Below are 15854 nucleotides of genomic sequence, written 5' to 3' on the forward strand. Positions count from 1 at the left end.
GCTGAAAAGCACACGAAAGGGTGATCGGCACTCTCCCCTCAATTGACGTGTTACCAGTAGAAATCACATCTTTTAAGGGGAGTTACCCACATATCGACTTCGTGGATCACCGATTCGATCACCAACGAGCCCTGCCGCGAAGGCTGGTGAACGCGTACGCGCAGATCAAGACGGACAGCGACAAGGAGAGCGCCAGGCCCACGGGTTGGGCGACCACACGCACGGCGACCAAGGCCCATCGGTCCGCCCCGTACGGCCACTGCAGCCAGCCGAGCTCACTCAGCCGGCCCGGCAGTCCGCTGATCGAACGGGCGGACGGCACCTCGAAGAGTTTCCGCATCAACGGCACGACGAGCACCGGGACAGCCAGCACGGCCGCGACTCCGGCGACGGTCAGGCGGAACACACCGGCCCCCAGCAGCCCCGCCCAGGCGCACCCCACCGACAGCCCGGCCCAACTGAGCGCCAGCTGTGTGACGTTGTCCGGCACGGCCGACAAGTCCTCGCCGTACACCAGGCGCAGGGACTGGAGGTCCGCGAGGACGGCGAGGAGTGCGATCAGCAGCGCCACACCCGCCGAGACCACCAGCTTCGCCACCAGAAGGCCGAGGCGGCGCGGCACCGTCCCCCGTCCCGCGGCGAGTGCCGGATAGCGGAACTCGTCACCGAAGGCGAGCGCGCCCAGGAGTCCGGCGGCGAACGCGGCCGGCGGAAGCGGCAGCAGATCGGGCCAGGCGACCAGCAGGTCGGGCAGCGGCGTCCGCCCCGAGCGCGCCAGCAGTACGGACAGGCTCGCGGAGACGATCAGGGCGGCCGCCGTGATCAGAACGGTCGTCCTGACGCCGAAGAGCCGCCGGAGCTCGTAGCGCAGCGGCCGCAGGGGGCCCCGGGCCGGGCGGACGGGAATCGGAGGGGGCAGGTGCGAGAGCGCCACCGTCGATGCGGGCCCCGGCAGGACGGTCCTCACCGGCCCGGCGCCCGGATCACCGCTCGGGCCGCCGGACGGACCGCCGCCAGGACCGGCGCCGGTACTGCCGGGGTGAGCAGCCCCGGGACCGGCGTCCCCTGTCTCGTCGGCGAGCTGGTGCACGGGGACGCCGTGCCGGTAGGCCGCGTCCCCGACCTCCGCACAACTGCTGCCGTACACCGAGAGCCTGCTCCCGCCTTCGGCCACCACCTCGACCGAGCGCCGGGACGCCCGGGCCTCACGACTCATCACGGCTGCCAGCCGGGCCGCGTGCGGGGTGCGCACCGCGACCCGGGGCCGCAGGCGGGTACGGGAGAAGTCGGCGACATCCTGGTCCGCTACGAGGCGCCCTTCGTCGATGGTGACCACACGGTCGGCGGCGCGTGCCGCCTCCTTGGGGTCGGCGGTCGTGTGCAGGACCGTTCCGCCTTCGGCCGCGTGCGCGCGGAGCAGACCGTGGAGCCAACTCCTCTCGCGCGGAGAGAGCCCCTCGGCCGGCTCGTCGAGGATGAGCGTGTGCGGGTCGCCCAGCAGTGCGGAGGCGAGCCCGAGCCGCCGGTCCATTCCGGCCGAGAGGGTCCCGATCCGCTGGTCCCCCAGCCCCGCGAGGCCGACGACCTCCAGCAGTTCGTCCGCTCGCGAGGCGGGAACGCCCGCCGCCGCGCAGAGCATGCGGAGCTGACCGCGTGCGGTGCGGGCGGGATGACCCGGTACATCTCCGAGGAGCACCCCGACCTCACGGGCGGGATGGCCGATGCGGTGCAGCGGGCGGCCCCTGAAGTAGGTGATCCCCCTTCCCGCTTCGAGTTCGAGCATCAGCCGGAGGGCGGTGGTCCTGCCGGAGCCGGGCGCACCGAGCAGCACCGTGACATGGCCGGGCCGGGCTTCGAAGGTCAGGTCGTCCACGACGGGCGGGCCGTCACGACGGGGGGCACTGGTGAGTCCGATGGCCTGGAGCATCGCTTCTCTCGAAGAGGGTGAGGCCGCCCGGCGGCAGGGCGGGACATCCCAGCAAGATAACGCGACATTTCAGACTTTTGGTGCACTGGTGCTTTTGTGGGCGTTCCGCGGGTCAACCCGGCGCGAGCCTCCGCCGCCGGGCCCGGTCAGACGTCCGGCCTCAGCATGGGAGGGTTGAGCACCGTCGCCGCTCCGGCCCTGAACAACTGTGCGGGGCGACCTCCCTGACGTGTCGTCGTCCCTCCGGACGGAACCAGGAAGCCGGGCGTACCGGTGACCTTGCGATGGAAATTGCGAGGATCCAGGACCACCCCCCAGACCGCCTCGTAGACCCTCCGCAACTCGCCGACGGTGAACTCGGGCGGGCAGAACGCCGTGGCCAGCGAGGAGTATTCGATCTTCGAGCGGGCGCGCTCCACCCCGTCCTCGAGGATCCTCGCGTGATCGAAGGCGAGGGAAGCCGCCTGCTCGTCCTCCCGGCCGAAGCCGCCCCCGGGCCCGAACAGGTCCTCGACCGAGGCCCAGCGGGCACTGTTCGCGTCACCGCCGGCCCGCGGGGCGGGAAGATCGGGAGCCAGGGCGAGGTGGGCGACGCTGACGACTCGCATGCGGGGGTCCCGCCCCGGTGCGCCGTAGGTGGCCAGCTGTTCCAGGTGCGCGCCGTTCCCGACGGCGGGGGCGGACGGGTCGTGTGCGCAGAGCCCGGTCTCCTCGACCAGCTCGCGCGCCGCCGCCGCGTCGAGATCCTCATCGGTCCGGACGAATCCGCCCGGCAGCGCCCATCGCCCCTGGAACGGCGATTCACCGCGGCGCACCACCAGCGCGCAGAGCGCATGACGTCGCACCGTGAGGACGACCAGGTCGACCGTGACGGCGAAGGGCGGGAAGGTCGACGGGTCGTAGCGCGGCATGCCGAAATCATAGTCGTCTTCCTGACGATAAACACTCCCTTCGCGATTCCCGTTCCGAGCCCCGCTCCTGACTCCTCCTCGGGTGCGGTCCACGTCGCACCGCACCGGCTCTTCCCTCGCCCGTCCGGCGAGAAGGCGTTCGATCAATCGCGGCTCCTCGCTCCACGCTGCCCCTGCCGCCGCGCGTCGCGTGCCCGGCCCCGGCCCACGGCGGTCGCACCGGAACGAGCGGCGGCGCCCGGTGACCGCCGCATCGCGGGCCCGCCCCTGCGCCGTCCTGACCGGGTGAGCGCCGGCCTCGGCCCGCTCCGCCGTCCCGGCTTCCTCCCGTCCCGCCGCCGAGGGGACCCGCCACCTCCCCGTCCGTCACGCAGAGTGCGCTCACCCCGAAGGCAGCGACGCAGGGTCTCGGGGTCGAGGCCCTGGTTGCACGCCTGGTGCAGGAGCTGAGCGAACGTGTAGTCGGGGTCGGCCCGCAGGGCCAGCCCCAGCGCCACCCTGGCGGCCGCCTCGTCACCGCTGGACCACGAGACCCAGCCGGCCAGGGTCAGCGGAGCGGCGGCGTGTTCGATGTACGGGCCGACGCACCGACGGGCGAGTGCGCGCCACAGCCGCAGCGCCGTCTCGGCCTCGCGGCCCTCCATCCACTCTGCGGCCCGGTCCCTGGTCTCCCGGTCCTGCAGCCCCAGGATCACGGCAGCCGCCTCCTCGGGGGCGATCAGGCGGTCGTCGGCACCGTCCGCCTCGGCGGGCGCCGCGGTGGGTGCGCTCCCCAGGCGCTCCATCAGGCCACGGGCCAGCCGCAGGGTCTCCGCCGCCACCTCGCCACGGCCGCCGGCATCGAGGATCCGGGAGACCACTACCGCGCCCGCCGCGTCGAGAGCGCGCTCCTGTTCCTGTGCCGCAGCGGATTCCGAGGGCCTGAGCCGTGCCTCCATGTCCCTGAGCGATCCGCGCACCTGGACACCGGCGTACGTCGCTGCGGCCGCCATCACCGTGGTCCCCGGGAGCGCCAGCGGGTTGCCCTCGACCGGGCAGCAACGCGCGTCGGGGCAGCAGTAGGACCAGTAGCGGCCGTCGGAGATGCACAGCGCCTCGAGCACCGGAACGTCGAGCGCTCCGCAGGCCCTGCGCAGCCGCTGCGCGAGGGGCCTCAGCCGCTCCATGGTCCCCGGGGCCCCTTCTCCCCCGACCGGGTCCTGGCAGAGGAAGACCACGATCGCGTCGGGTCGCGACTCGCGCCGCTCACTCCCCTCGATCAGGCTCTGCGCCAGCTGGTCGGCGACCGGCGCCCACTCCTCCGGGTCCTTGGGAATGCCCAGCCTGAGCCTGCCGCCGAAGCGGCCCATGCCTCCGTGGAGGGCGACCATGACCACACTGTCGTTCGGATGGAAGCCCATGAGGTACGGCAGGGCGTCGGCGAGTTCGGCGGGGCCGCGCAGGGTGATCTGCTGCACGTCGGACGGTCCGCTGGATGCATCGTGCTGGTTCATGGGACGACCGTCCCGCGTGCCGCCGATTCCCGCGACCCCTGTGGATAACTTTGTCCACAGGAGGCGGCCACCGTTCGCGGTTTGTCACAGGCATCGGGTTGCATGGGGGCATGACCAACGCAGACCGCGCAGATCTCAGGGCCTCGGCCGACTCCGTACTCGCCCGACTGGTCGGGGACGACACCGGCACCGCACGGCTGCGTGAGGACCAGTGGCGGGCCATCGAGGCCCTCGTCGCCGACCGGCGCAGAGCTCTGGTCGTCCAGCGGACGGGATGGGGCAAGTCCGCGGTGTATTTCGTGGCCACGTCACTGCTGCGGGCACAGGGCAGCGGGCCGACGGTCATCGTGTCGCCCCTGCTCGCCCTGATGCGCAACCAGGTGGCGGCGGCGGCCAGGGCCGGCATCAGCGCCCGCACCATCAACTCCTCCAACACCGAGGAGTGGGACACCGTCCAGGCAGAGGTGGCGGCCGGTGAGGTGGATGTCCTCCTGGTGAGTCCGGAGCGCCTCAACAACCCCGATTTCCGGGATCAGGTGCTGCCTCGCCTGGCCGCCGCGACGGGGCTGCTGGTGGTCGACGAGGCGCACTGCATCTCCGACTGGGGGCACGACTTCCGCCCGGACTACCGGCGGCTCCGGACGATGCTCGCCGACCTTCCCGCGGGCGTCCCGGTGCTCGCCACGACGGCCACGGCCAACGCCCGGGTGACCGCGGACGTCGCGGAGCAGCTCGGCACGGGTGCCGGCACGGACGCCCTGGTCCTGCGCGGACCGCTGGACCGGGAGAGCCTCAGCCTCGGCGTCCTGCGGCTGCCCGACGCCGCGCACCGTCTGGCCTGGCTGGGCGACCATCTCGGGGAGCTGCCGGGCTCGGGCATCATCTACACACTGACGGTCGCGGCCGCCGAGGAGATCACCACCTATCTCCGCCAGTGCGGGCACCCCGTCGCCTCGTACACCGGCAGGACGGAGAACGCCGACCGGCAGCAGGCCGAGGACGATCTGCTGGCCAACCGGGTCAAGGCCCTGGTGGCCACGTCCGCGCTCGGTATGGGGTTCGACAAGCCGGACCTCGGATTCGTCGTCCACGTGGGATCACCGTCGTCGCCCATCGCGTACTACCAGCAGGTCGGACGCGCCGGCCGTGGCGTCGAGCACGCCGAGGTGCTGCTGCTCCCCGGCAAGGAGGACGAGGCCATCTGGCAGTACTTCGCCTCGGTCGCCTTCCCCCCGGAGGAGCAGGTCCGCCGGACGCTCGATGTCCTCGCCCAGGCGGGACGCCCCGTGTCGCTGCCCGCCATGGAACCGCTGGTCGATCTGCGGCGCACCCGCCTGGAGACGATGCTCAAGGTGCTGGACGTCGACGGTGCGGTGAAGCGGGTCAAGGGCGGCTGGATCTCCACGGGCGAACCATGGGTCTACGACTCGGAGCGCTACGCCTGGGTCGCGCGGCAGCGGTCCGCCGAACAGCAGTCGATGCGCGACTACGCCGCGGCGACCGGATGCCGCATGGAGTTTCTCCGGCGCCAGTTGGACGACGAGGAGGCTGCCCCCTGCGGGCGCTGCGACAACTGCGCGGGGGCGCGCTTCGACGACAAGGTCTCCACGGCCGCGCTGGACGGCGCCCGCGGTGAGCTGGGCCGCCCCGGTGTGGAGGTGGAGCCGCGCAAGATGTGGCCCACCGGACTCTCCGCGGTGGGGGTGGATCTCAAGGGGCGCATCCCGGCGGGCGAGCTGGCCCGTCCGGGGCGGGCTCTGGGCAGGCTCTCCGACATCGGCTGGGGCAACAGGCTCCGCCCGCTGCTGACGGCACAGGCGCAGGACGCTCCGGTCCCCGACGACGTGGCCAGCGCGGTGGTCACGGTGATCGCGGACTGGGCGAAGGGGCCGGGCGGCTGGGCGTCCGGGGCCCCGGACGCGGCCCCCCGACCGGTCGGCGTCGTCACGCTCGCGTCGCGTACGAGACCGCGGTTGGTCCACTCGCTCGGCAGCCGTATCGCCGAGGTCGGGCGAATGCCTCTGCTCGGCACGGTCACCTACGCGCCGGGCAGCGAGGACCTGCGGATCTCGCAGACCAACAGCGCGCAGCGGGTGAAGACCCTGCACGAGACCCTCGTCGTGGAACCCGCGCTCGCGGAGGCTCTCGCGGCGGCCGGAGGTCCGGTCCTGCTGGTCGACGACCTGTCGGACACCGGATGGACGCTTGCCGTCGCGGCGCGGCTGCTCCGACGTGCGGGTGCGGAGGGGGTGTTCCCGCTGGTCCTCGCGGTCCAGGCGTGACGCGGGCTCTGTTCAACACCACGACGGGCAGGGATATCCGTGTCATACCGTCAGATATCCGTCAGCAGAGCCAATTGCTCGTTGCCGCCTGCCGATACGACAGGAAGAATTGGAGTCGCTCCCGCACGGTCTTTCGCGGGCCCGGAAGGGCTGTGCCGCGGCGCGCCCTCACCCGACCCTGCCCGCATCGTGGGCGCGTAGCGAAGGGAGGACCGTGACCTTCGGATTCGCTCCGTCCGCAGCCACTTCTCTGTCCGCGTCCGCGGGCTCCGTCAATCATGTCGCGAGGATGCTCGAACCGGCCGAGTGGGCCGCGGCGGGCATACCCCTGCTCCGCAGTCCGCGTGAGGTCGTCAGCGGTCTCCATGCCCGGCACCGTCCGGTCCCCGCCACCGCGGTCGTCGCCGTGCTCGACCACGAGGAGCGCCTCACGGCCAGCGCCTCGTTCGTCAGACGGTCGTCCGTGCCGGCGGACGGCTGGGAGTTCCGCAACGCGCTGCTCGCCCATCTGCGCCGGGTGATCCCGCACGACCTGCGCCGCCGCACCCCGGTGCGCACCGCGGTCCTGCTCTACTGCCGTGAAGGTGACGAGCGCTGGACGGAGGAGGACGGTGCGTGGATGTGGGGGCTCCGGGACGCCTGCACCCTGCACGGTCTTCGCTGCGGGGCCTACATCACCCTGACGCGCGGCGGATGGCAGGTGCTCGGCGAGGGCCGGGGAGGCCGTCGGCCGACGCTGCTCTCCACACCGTCGGCGCTGGCGGACGCATCCACCGATCACGAGTCCGGCCCGCTGCGCACCGGCGGCGGAGCCGCCGAGGCACTGCGGCGGAGCGCCGCCCGGTGAAACGCGACGTGGGTCCCCGCCGTCCGGGCGGACGGCGAGGACCCACGGTCGTACGGCTCAGACAGCCGCGCCCAGCGCGGAGTTGACCTTCTGCGGCTCCCCGCACACGATCAGCAGCGCGCCGGCCCGCTCCCGCAGACCCGCCAGTGCGCGGGCGGCCGTTGCGTCGAGGTCTCCGTTGACCGCGACGACGACGACGGAACGGGAGGTGCACCGGTCGGCGTTCGCGGTGCGGGCGAAGAAGACGTCGTCACCGGCGTCGTGCTGGGCCCAGTACGCCGCCTCTCCGAAGGAGAGTTCGTGAGCGGCCCAGGGGTGCTGGTCACCGGTGGTGAGCACCAAGATGCCGCCGGGCACCTGGCCGGAGTCGAGCAGCAGATCGACGGCCTCGTCGGCGGCGTCCACCGCGCCGTCCGGCGTCGCCGGAATCAGCTGGAACTGCGCTGCGGAGGTCGCTTCCGCCGCCTTCTGCACGGCAGCGGCCGGGGCAGCGGCGGACGCGGGTGCGTGAGGCGGGCGCTGCGCCGGCGGCGCGGGCCGCACAGGGCCGCGGCCCGGGCTTCCGGGACGGGGTGTGGCCGCGGAACGCGGGCCGGGTACGGGGCGGGGGGTCGGCGTGGTGCGGCCTGCGGCCGTAGCGACGCGGGGACCCTGGACGCTCTCGGGAATCTGAGGCTCCTGGGGGATGAGAGGCATGAATGGTTGTCTGTCGCCACCGACGTGAAGGGGTCGGCGGACGGGTGCGCCTGCGCGATCAGAAGTCGAAGCCGAGCTGGCCCCCGCTTTCCAGTGCCGCCGCCTCGGCGGAGAATCGGACCTTCTTCAGGTGCTGCCACCGGGGCAGCGCGTCGAGATAGGCCCAGCTGAGACGGTGGTGAGGCGTAGGCCCCCGTTCCTCCAGTGCTGCGCGGTGCACCGGTGACGGATAACCGGCGTTCGCACCGAAGGCGAAGTCTGCGTACTGACCTGATTCCGCGCCCAGTTCGGCCATCATCGTGTCGCGGTGGACCTTGGCGATCACCGAGGCCGCGGCCACGGCGATGCAGGACTGGTCCCCCTTGATCACGGTGCGGACGTTCCAGGGCGGACCCAGGTAGTCGTGCTTGCCGTCGAGGATCACGGCGTCCGGACGGACGGGCAGGGCGTCGAGCGCCCTGACGGCCGCGAGACGGAGCGCCGCGGTCATGCCGAGGTCGTCGATCTCCAGAGGTGACGCGTGCCCCAGCCCGTAGGCCGTGACCCACTTCTCGAGCGTCGGGGCGAGTTCCGCCCGGCGCTTGGGGGTGATCAGCTTGGAGTCGGTGAGACCCTCGGGGGGTCTGCGGAGACCGGTGACGGCCGCGCACACGGTGACGGGGCCGGCCCACGCTCCGCGTCCGACCTCGTCGACACCGGCGACGGTCCTGGCGCCGGAAGTGGCGCGCAGAGAGCGCTCGACGGTGTGCGTGGGTGGTTCGTACGGCATGGCGCGTGCCAGGTTACGCCGATGCACACGGCAAGAACACCCCGGGGCACCGTCCATCGGTTCGGCCTGCGTCCGGCGACGATCCGGGCCCCCGCGGGCCGGTGTGCGGCGTCGGGGCGAGCCGGCGGACAGCGGCGGCGCCGTGCAGGCATGCGGGACCTCACGCCGGACCGGTCGCGCACTCCGCACACCCACCCACATCTTCGCTTTCGCACATATGAAACGTTCGCTCTCCGTAGGTGAAGACGGAGCCTCGGGCGAGCCCACAGGGAGCACCTGGGAGTTTGCACCCCGCCCCAACGGGCGTGCGCACGAGTCTCGGAGACGACTGCGAAAGGAGCCGGAAGAAAGGGTGAGAGGGCAGTGCCCGGACACGGCTGGAGGACAGCAGGACGACGACCGGACACGGCTGGGCCGCGGCAGCGCACCTCCACAAGGGCTCACCTCGCCGAGGCGCCCTGCGCACACTCCATAGCAGAAGCGAATATCGCCCGATCGAGCCCCGCACCACCCCGGGGAAGGCTCGCCCGAGGTCCGTACGGCCGCCCGCAGCTCCGGCTCGACCGCACGCCGCTGACTCCGCACACCGTAGGCCGCCCCGGCAGGAGAGCCACCTCGAACATCCGTGGACCAAAGCGGCGTTCGAGCCTCGGAGTGTTCGGTCGACCATCTGAACGATCAGCGGCTGTCCCATGTCTACCGGACGGACGGTGGAGGCCGTCCGGTCCGCGGAGGCCCGCCCCGGACCACCCGAGTCAGAGCAGCGGCCGGCGTATGGACACCGGCCGTCGGGTCGACTCTCCGGAGCACCGCGGTCAGCGCCGCGGTCCTCCGGGGAGCAGCCACCAGGGCCACGGAGTCCTGAGCGTCGTGACCAGGTTCGGGGCACGGCCGCCCGGTTTACACCGCACGTTCCCGGGACACCGCCCGGCCACCGGGCCACCGGCCGGATTCCGGAGACCCGTGGCCCGGGCGCCGACCGCTCACCCCCGATCAGTACGGGTCGAATCCGTCCCCGTCACGGCCGTCCCCTTCACGGCCGTCCCGCTCGTCCGCTTCCCGCTGATCGGCGTCACGGCCGAAGTCGTGGCACGTGGTCCCGTGGTTCTCCGCCGGGTGCTGTTCGAGGATGTCCCGGGCCCTGGATTCGCCCCAGCTCGTGGCGTACCAGGGGGCGTCCGGTGAGGTCAGGTCGCGCTGGAAATCCTCCAGCGCGCAGGACCTGAGTGGTTCCGGCAGCTCGTTCAGGGCCGGTACGGCGTCTGCGGAGAGCCCCTTGAGGTACTCGATGTCGACCGTCCTGTCGCTGCGGTAGCGCTGGACGTTCTGTTCGGCGACGAGTCCGTCCGGCGAGATGAGGCCGAAGCCGAGCACGGCAGCCGCCGCGCTCACCACGACGGCGCGCGGCAGCATCCTGGCGCCGAACACACCGGCCGCGAGGATCAGGACCAGCACCACCCCCAGCCAGAGCTCGACGGCGGCCACCGAGATCCGCAGCCGGGTGAGCCCGAAGGAGTCCACGTACAGGTCCATGCGCCGCAGGGCGGACGCCACGACGACCAGTGTGAGCACGCACAGGACACCGAGCACGCCACGGACCAGGGCCCGGTCGCCCGGCTCGCCCCGCGGAGCCCAGCGCAGTGCGAGCGCGATGACGAGCAGGGTCAGCAGGGTGGCCCACAGCAACTGCCAGAAGCCCTGCCGGGCGTACTCGGAGGGTGTCAGACCGGTCTCCTCCAGCACCTTGTCGTACCCACCGAGGAGAACGACGAGCTGGAGGGTGAGGAAGGCGGCGAAGAGCAGGTTGAGCACGATCAGCGGAAGTGCCCACTCCGCCCGGCTCCTGGCCTTTCCGGGGCGGACCGTGATGCCGTCCCAGCGCACCGGCGCCGCAGCGCTGTAGGCGGCGGCGAGCGATCCGAGGAGGCCGAGTGCGAAGAGGAGGACACGCCAGGGACTGTCACCGATCGACACCTCGGGGGTGAGGCTGCCCAGCAGGTCGGCGAAGGCGGCGTCCGCGGACGCGAAGAGCGTGCCGAACACGAGGAGCAGGACGACCGCCACCGCCGTGGTGCGCACCACGGTACGCACTCTGCCGCGGGAGTCGTCGGCCCGGGCGCGCACTCCGCGCCACCCCCAGCGCACCCCGCCCGCCACCGAGGGGAACAGTCCCAGCGACCCGAGAAGCACGCCGGGCCAGCTGCGGCTTCCGTGCAGGGCGAGCGAGCCCAGTGCGAGGGCCGATGCCACGGCGAGGAAGACCGGCCACCCCGCGTCCCGGAGGGCGGGCAGCGCGAGGAGTGCCAGACCGCCCAGCGCCCAGACCGCGGTCCACGGCCGCAGTCTGCGTCCTGCCGAACGGGCGGCGAAGAAGGCCCCCAGGGCTGCGGGCACGGCCACCATCAGAAGGTTGGGGCCCAGCCCGTCGCCGAGCAGCAGAGCGCTGAGGAGGCCGGTGGCGAGAACCGACCAGAGGGTGCCCGGACCGATCACGGGCGGGGACGCGGCCCGCAGCCGGACCAGGACGCCGGGCGGTTGCGGCCCGCGGCGCTGCCAGACGTCCGCCGGCGGAGGGGGCCGGAGATAGGCGGGCACTTTCGGCACCTCCGGACCGGCGCCCTGCGGCGGCACCGACGGGCCGGAGACCCGCACCCGCCCCGCTGTCGCACTCCCCCGCTCGGCCGCTTGGGACAGCGGCTCGGACACGGATCCGCCTTCGGGCCGCGGTGCCCCGGCGGATCCGCCCCCGCCGCTCACCGGCCCGGCAGCGGCCGCAGGCTCAGGCATCGGCTCGACCCCGGGCACGGGTGCGGATTCGGATTTCCCCACGTCAGCAGGACCGGGCTCCGGCCGCGTATCGGACCCACTGGACGCGTCGGACCGGCCTGACCCGACCGGTCCATCAGACCCAATCGGCCCGTCGGACCCGTCGGACCCGTCGGACCCGCTGGACCCGTCGGACCTTCTGGACGCATCGGGCGAATGTTCGGACATGGGACCCCTCCCCCCACCGAGGTCCGCTCGCGCGGCCATGTCGCGGCGCGTCGGCCCCGGCGTCTCCAGACGCACGCCCAGCAAGATCGAAGAGGGCGGCGTGGGCGAAAGACTAGGTCCCGGCCGGGTCGCCCGGCCGATCGGAGCCGCCGCTGTGGCAGGACCGTGACAGTGAGCAGAAGAAGGCGGACGGCCTTCTCCGGCCGGCCGACGGGAACGGCTGGGGACCGTCATCGTCCTCACCGACTGTCCGGTGCCCGCCGGCACCGGTGAACCGACCGGGCCGACCTCTGAACACCACGACCCGGACAGCGCGCGTCCTCGGCGCCGGCGAGCGAGGCCACGCACCCGTCGGCCCGCCGTCCGACCGAGCCGACCGCCCGGCACCTGCTCCCGGCGTCCCTTCCCCGTCTCCCTGACCGCCCGGCACCCGCTCCCGGCGGCCCTGCCCCGTCTCCGTGCCCGGCAGCGCGACCCCCGTCGGACCCGTGACCGGCGGACTCAGCCCCGCGCGGGAACCGTGGGGAACCACTCGGGCAGTTCCTCCGTACGCGCCAGCCAGTCCGCGGGAGGGGCTCCGACCGGTTCCGCGGCGACGATCCCGCCGACGATGGCGCAGGTGGTGTCCACGTCACCCCCCGCCTGCGCGGTCGTCCAGAAGGCCTCCTCGAAGTCTCCGAGGCTCCGCGCGGCGGACCAGAGGGCGAACGGCACCGTGTCGTGGGCGCTCGTACGGCGTCCGTTGCCGAGCACCGCCGCGACCGTCCCCGCGTCCCGGTAGTCGAGCATGTCGCGCGCCCGCCGCAGTCCGGCGCCGACCGCGCTGCGTGGGATCAGGGCGACCACGTCGTCGATCAGGCCCTCCGGCGTCGGCGGCCGGCCCGGGGCGGCGACGAGGGCGGCGGCGGCAGCGACGGCCATGGCACCCACGACGGCCTCGCGGTGCTGGTGGGTGGGGTACGAGGAGATCTCGGCCTGGTGGGTGGCCTGCTCCGGGTCGTCCGCGTACCAGGCGCCCAGGGGCGCGATACGCATCGCCGAACCGTTCCCCCAGGAGCCCTGGCCCTGGAAGAGCGCGGACGCCAGCTCACGCCAGTCGCCGCCTTCCCTGACCAGCCTGAGCAGCCGGTTCACCGCGGGCCCGTAGCCCCGGTCGAAGTCATGGTGCAGGGCGAAGGAGTGGGCGAGCGCGTCCTGGTCCACGCGCCGGTGGGCGGCGAGGACCGCGAGTACGGAACAGGCCATCTCGGTGTCGTCGGTCCACTGCCAGTCACCGGGCGGCAGCGTCCGGTCCTTGAGCAGGGGGTAGTGGGCCGGGACGAAGAACTGGGAGCCGAGGGCGTCTCCCACGGACAGCCCACGCAGGCTGGCCAGAGCGCGCCCGAAACGGTCGTAAGCGGATTCAGCGGTCATCGCCCTGCCACTCTATCCGGTGCGGCCGTACGGCTCCGGGGTGCGCCACTGCTCGAAGGGCCGGTCGAGCGTGTAGCGGCCGTCCTCGCCGAGCAGCAGCGTCCGGGACTCACCGTTCCCGGGGTTGGACAGGGACTCGAACTCCGCGACCGACCAGTGGAACCAGCGCATGCAGAAGAGCCGCATGGTCAGCCCGTGCGTGACCAGGAGGACGTTCGGCGGATGGTCGGGGGCCTCGAAGCTGCGGTGGAGGCTCTCCAGGAAGGCGTCCACCCGGTCGTACACGTCGGCGCCGGACTCACCCTGTGCGAAGCGGTAGAAGAAGTGCCCGTAAGCGTCCCGGTAGGTCTTCTGCAGTCGGACGTCGTCCCGGTCCTGCCAGTTGCCCCAGTCCTGCTCGCGCAGCCGGGGCTCTTCCCTGACGCGCACATGTGCGGGTTCGAGTCCGAACGCCCGGAGGGTCTCGTGGGTGCGCCGGTAGGGCGAGACGTAGACGCTCACCCTCTGGTCGCCGAAGTCCGCACGCAGCCGCGAGCCGGTCGCCCGGGCCTGGCGCAGGCCCTTCGCCGTGAGCTTCAGCGCGTGGTCGGGCTCGCGTTCGTAGACCGTGTCGTCCACGTTGCCCTCGGACTCACCGTGGCGGACGAGAACGATACGTTGCGGTCGTGCCATGACCCGACCCTACGGGTTCTTCCGTCGTCCCCGGTGATCAGGGCGCGGCGTCGGCGGCGCACCGCAAGGCAGGGGCGGAGAGATCCGCGCACGGGACGGGTGCGGGCGCTCCGACGGCGCGTCGGGATGCCGGGGGCGGTGCCGCGCACGCGCCAAGGACGACGGGACGGGCCCCGGACGGCGTCCGGTGCGACCGGGCGGTGGTGCGGTCCTCATCGCGCGGATGCGGCCGGCGGACGGAACCGGTCGGGCACGGGACCGGTCGCGCATGCGGTCCCCGTCGCGCGTGGGTGACCGGCGCGCACGGAACGGCCGTGCGTGCGGGACCGGGGAAACGGGGCTGCGGGCTCGGGTCAGACCGTCCACGACGGTTCGAGCAGCACCACGTCACCGGTGAGCGACTCGACGTCCCGTTCGGTCTCCGCCCGCGCCGCGAGCCGGGCGGCGCTCCCGGGCCGGTACTTGCCGCGTTCGGCGCTCGACTGCCACATGGACAGCGCCAGGAACTCGGGGCCCGGGGCTTCGCCGAAGACTCCGCGCAGTATGCCCGGGGATCCCGCCACGGCCGGGTTCCAGACCCGTTGCTGCATGAGCGTGAAGTGGTCGACGCGGTCCTCGTAGACCCGGCTGTGCGCGACCCTGACGACGTCCGCGTCCGTGAAGTCCGGTTCAAAGCCGGTCTTCACATCGAAGCGGTACTCGAAGAGCTTGACCTGCATGTCCTTGTACGTACCGGACTGCGCGGCGGACAGCCGCTCGTGCTCGCGCGCCATGAACGAGTCGTAGAAGACCCGGTTCTCCCAGAACGCGAACACATGGGCGACATCGGGCTGCATTCGGCTCCACCCGCCGCTCTGCGCCCGGAATCCCGGCTCACCGAGCAGTCCCGCCCACTTCCGCTGCCCGCGCTCGAAACCATGGCGGTCCACCACGGTGCAGCGAATCCACTTGACCAGCACTGCGCCATCGTACGGCGCCCGGCGTGGCCCGGTTCACGCCCCGCCCGGACCGGGGTCCGGCGGGAGCCGGCAGCGCACGCCTCCGGCCACACCGTGGCCCGAAACCGACGTCCGTTCCCAAGGCGGTTGGTTCCGCCGACAGTTGCGGACATGATCTGGGGATGGAAGAGGTCCGTCGGTCCAGCAGCGAGGAGGCACGTGGGATGAGCACTCCCAACAAGGACATCGAGAAGGTCGAGGTGAGGGTCAAATGGGACCCGAGCGCCACCGGTGAACCCGCCAACGACCTCGACATCATCGCGGCCACGTACGGGACGGACGCCCCCTACGGCGGTCCCGCCTATCTCGTGCACTTCGACAGCAGATCACCGGACGGGACGATCACGCTGAACCGGGACAGCCGGACGGGGCAGGGCTTCGGCTTCGACGAGGTCATGACGATCGAACTGGACCGGCTCTCGGACGCCTACGCCAGGGTCGTGGTGGGTGTGGCCATCCAGCAGCGCGACGGCCGCAAGACGTTCGCGGACATAGAGCACACCGCCGTGCAGATCCGCGAGGGCTACACGAATCTGGCGGAGGACGACTTCTCGGCGGTCGGGGGTGCCACCGCCGCGGTCGTCGCGGAGTTCGTCCGGGACGCCTCGGGCTCCTGGGGCTTCCGCGGGACCGTGCGCGGGTTCGACGGCGATCCCGACGCGTTCTCCTCCGCGATGGGCGACCGCTCGGACTGACACCGGCGCCCCGCGGCCTCCGGCTCTCGGGCTCTCGGGCTCTCGGGCTCTCGGGCTCTCCGGCTCTCCGGCTCTCCGGCTCTCCGGCTCTCCGGCTCTCCGGCTCTCCGGCTCTCCGGCTCTCCGGCTCTCCGGCTCTCCGGCTCTCCGGCTCTCC

Annotated in this window: 12 protein-coding genes; 3 read left to right on the top strand and 9 right to left on the bottom strand. The window is 72.4% G+C overall.

The features are described from left to right. Positions 1 to 118 precede the first annotated feature (118 nt). The 3 genes from ABZ172_RS26195 to ABZ172_RS26205 form a co-directional block, all read right to left on the bottom strand. Entirely contained in the window at positions 119 to 1927 is a 1809-nt protein-coding gene (locus ABZ172_RS26195; RefSeq protein ID WP_356887091.1) for an ATP-binding cassette domain-containing protein, read from the bottom strand. 146 nt (positions 1928 to 2073) lie between these two features. Next, positions 2074 to 2838: an NUDIX domain-containing protein gene (locus tag ABZ172_RS26200; RefSeq protein ID WP_356887093.1), complete on the bottom strand. Its 765-nt coding sequence runs from the start codon at positions 2836 to 2838 to the stop codon at positions 2074 to 2076. Positions 2839 to 2981: 143 nt separating this feature from the next. Continuing rightward, positions 2982 to 4331 carry a DUF4192 domain-containing protein gene (locus ABZ172_RS26205; protein WP_356887095.1) on the bottom strand — a complete coding sequence of 450 codons (1350 nt, stop codon included), beginning with the start codon at positions 4329 to 4331 and terminating at the stop codon, positions 2982 to 2984. 110 nt (positions 4332 to 4441) lie between these two features. Here ABZ172_RS26205 and ABZ172_RS26210 point away from each other — a divergent pair, with 110 nt between their 5' ends. Then, positions 4442 to 6613 (top strand): RecQ family ATP-dependent DNA helicase, encoded by a 2172-nt coding sequence (locus ABZ172_RS26210; RefSeq protein WP_356887097.1) that lies wholly within the window; start codon positions 4442 to 4444, stop codon positions 6611 to 6613. A 214-nt stretch (positions 6614 to 6827) separates the two neighbouring features. Further along, complete coding sequence (locus ABZ172_RS26215) at positions 6828 to 7460, top strand: hypothetical protein (RefSeq protein WP_356887099.1); 633 nt, start codon at positions 6828 to 6830, stop codon at positions 7458 to 7460. A gap of 57 nt (positions 7461 to 7517) precedes the next feature. Here the strand turns inward: ABZ172_RS26215 and ABZ172_RS26220 are convergent, their stop codons facing one another. The 6 genes from ABZ172_RS26220 to ABZ172_RS26245 all read right to left on the bottom strand — a co-directional run bounded on the left by ABZ172_RS26220 (position 7518) and on the right by ABZ172_RS26245 (position 14963). Further along, positions 7518 to 8156: a hypothetical protein gene (locus tag ABZ172_RS26220; protein ID WP_356887101.1), complete on the bottom strand. Its 639-nt coding sequence runs from the start codon at positions 8154 to 8156 to the stop codon at positions 7518 to 7520. Positions 8157 to 8214: 58 nt separating this feature from the next. Then, positions 8215 to 8925, bottom strand: coding sequence for a ribonuclease HII (locus ABZ172_RS26225; RefSeq protein WP_356887103.1), 711 nt, complete (start codon positions 8923 to 8925; stop codon positions 8215 to 8217). A gap of 993 nt (positions 8926 to 9918) precedes the next feature. After that, positions 9919 to 11712, bottom strand: coding sequence for a DUF4153 domain-containing protein (locus ABZ172_RS26230; protein WP_356887105.1), 1794 nt, complete (start codon positions 11710 to 11712; stop codon positions 9919 to 9921). A 708-nt stretch (positions 11713 to 12420) separates the two neighbouring features. Continuing rightward, positions 12421 to 13332, bottom strand: coding sequence for an ADP-ribosylglycohydrolase family protein (locus tag ABZ172_RS26235; protein WP_356887107.1), 912 nt, complete (start codon positions 13330 to 13332; stop codon positions 12421 to 12423). A gap of 12 nt (positions 13333 to 13344) precedes the next feature. Beyond that, a complete protein-coding gene (locus ABZ172_RS26240) occupies positions 13345 to 14004 on the bottom strand; it encodes a histidine phosphatase family protein (protein WP_356887109.1) in 660 nt (219 codons plus the stop codon). A gap of 353 nt (positions 14005 to 14357) precedes the next feature. Then, positions 14358 to 14963: a YdbC family protein gene (locus ABZ172_RS26245; protein ID WP_356887111.1), complete on the bottom strand. Its 606-nt coding sequence runs from the start codon at positions 14961 to 14963 to the stop codon at positions 14358 to 14360. Positions 14964 to 15166: 203 nt separating this feature from the next. On the opposite strand from ABZ172_RS26245, the gene ABZ172_RS26250 reads away from it, so the two are divergent. Further along, complete coding sequence (locus ABZ172_RS26250; RefSeq protein ID WP_356887113.1) at positions 15167 to 15697, top strand: TerD family protein; 531 nt, start codon at positions 15167 to 15169, stop codon at positions 15695 to 15697. Positions 15698 to 15854: the final 157 nt, after the last annotated feature.

Origin of the sequence: Streptomyces sp. NPDC006296, assembly GCF_040613235.1 — a bacterium.
In the GTDB taxonomy this organism is placed as follows: Bacteria; Actinomycetota; Actinomycetes; order Streptomycetales; family Streptomycetaceae; genus Streptomyces.

Excerpts from the sequence above, each read along its gene's own strand:
- ABZ172_RS26250 (WP_356887113.1), top strand. The coding sequence starts at position 15,167 with ATGAGCACTCCCAACAAGGACATCGAGAAGGTCGAGGTGAGGGTCAAA.
- ABZ172_RS26220 (WP_356887101.1), bottom strand. The coding sequence starts at position 8,156 with ATGCCTCTCATCCCCCAGGAGCCTCAGATTCCCGAGAGCGTCCAGGGT.
- ABZ172_RS26230 (WP_356887105.1), bottom strand. The coding sequence starts at position 11,712 with ATGCCTGAGCCTGCGGCCGCTGCCGGGCCGGTGAGCGGCGGGGGCGGA.
- ABZ172_RS26210 (WP_356887097.1), top strand. The coding sequence starts at position 4,442 with ATGACCAACGCAGACCGCGCAGATCTCAGGGCCTCGGCCGACTCCGTA.
- ABZ172_RS26240 (WP_356887109.1), bottom strand. The coding sequence starts at position 14,004 with ATGGCACGACCGCAACGTATCGTTCTCGTCCGCCACGGTGAGTCCGAG.
- ABZ172_RS26235 (WP_356887107.1), bottom strand. The coding sequence starts at position 13,332 with ATGACCGCTGAATCCGCTTACGACCGTTTCGGGCGCGCTCTGGCCAGC.
- ABZ172_RS26205 (WP_356887095.1), bottom strand. The coding sequence starts at position 4,331 with ATGAACCAGCACGATGCATCCAGCGGACCGTCCGACGTGCAGCAGATC.
- ABZ172_RS26195 (WP_356887091.1), bottom strand. The coding sequence starts at position 1,927 with ATGCTCCAGGCCATCGGACTCACCAGTGCCCCCCGTCGTGACGGCCCG.
- ABZ172_RS26225 (WP_356887103.1), bottom strand. The coding sequence starts at position 8,925 with ATGCCGTACGAACCACCCACGCACACCGTCGAGCGCTCTCTGCGCGCC.
- ABZ172_RS26200 (WP_356887093.1), bottom strand. The coding sequence starts at position 2,838 with ATGCCGCGCTACGACCCGTCGACCTTCCCGCCCTTCGCCGTCACGGTC.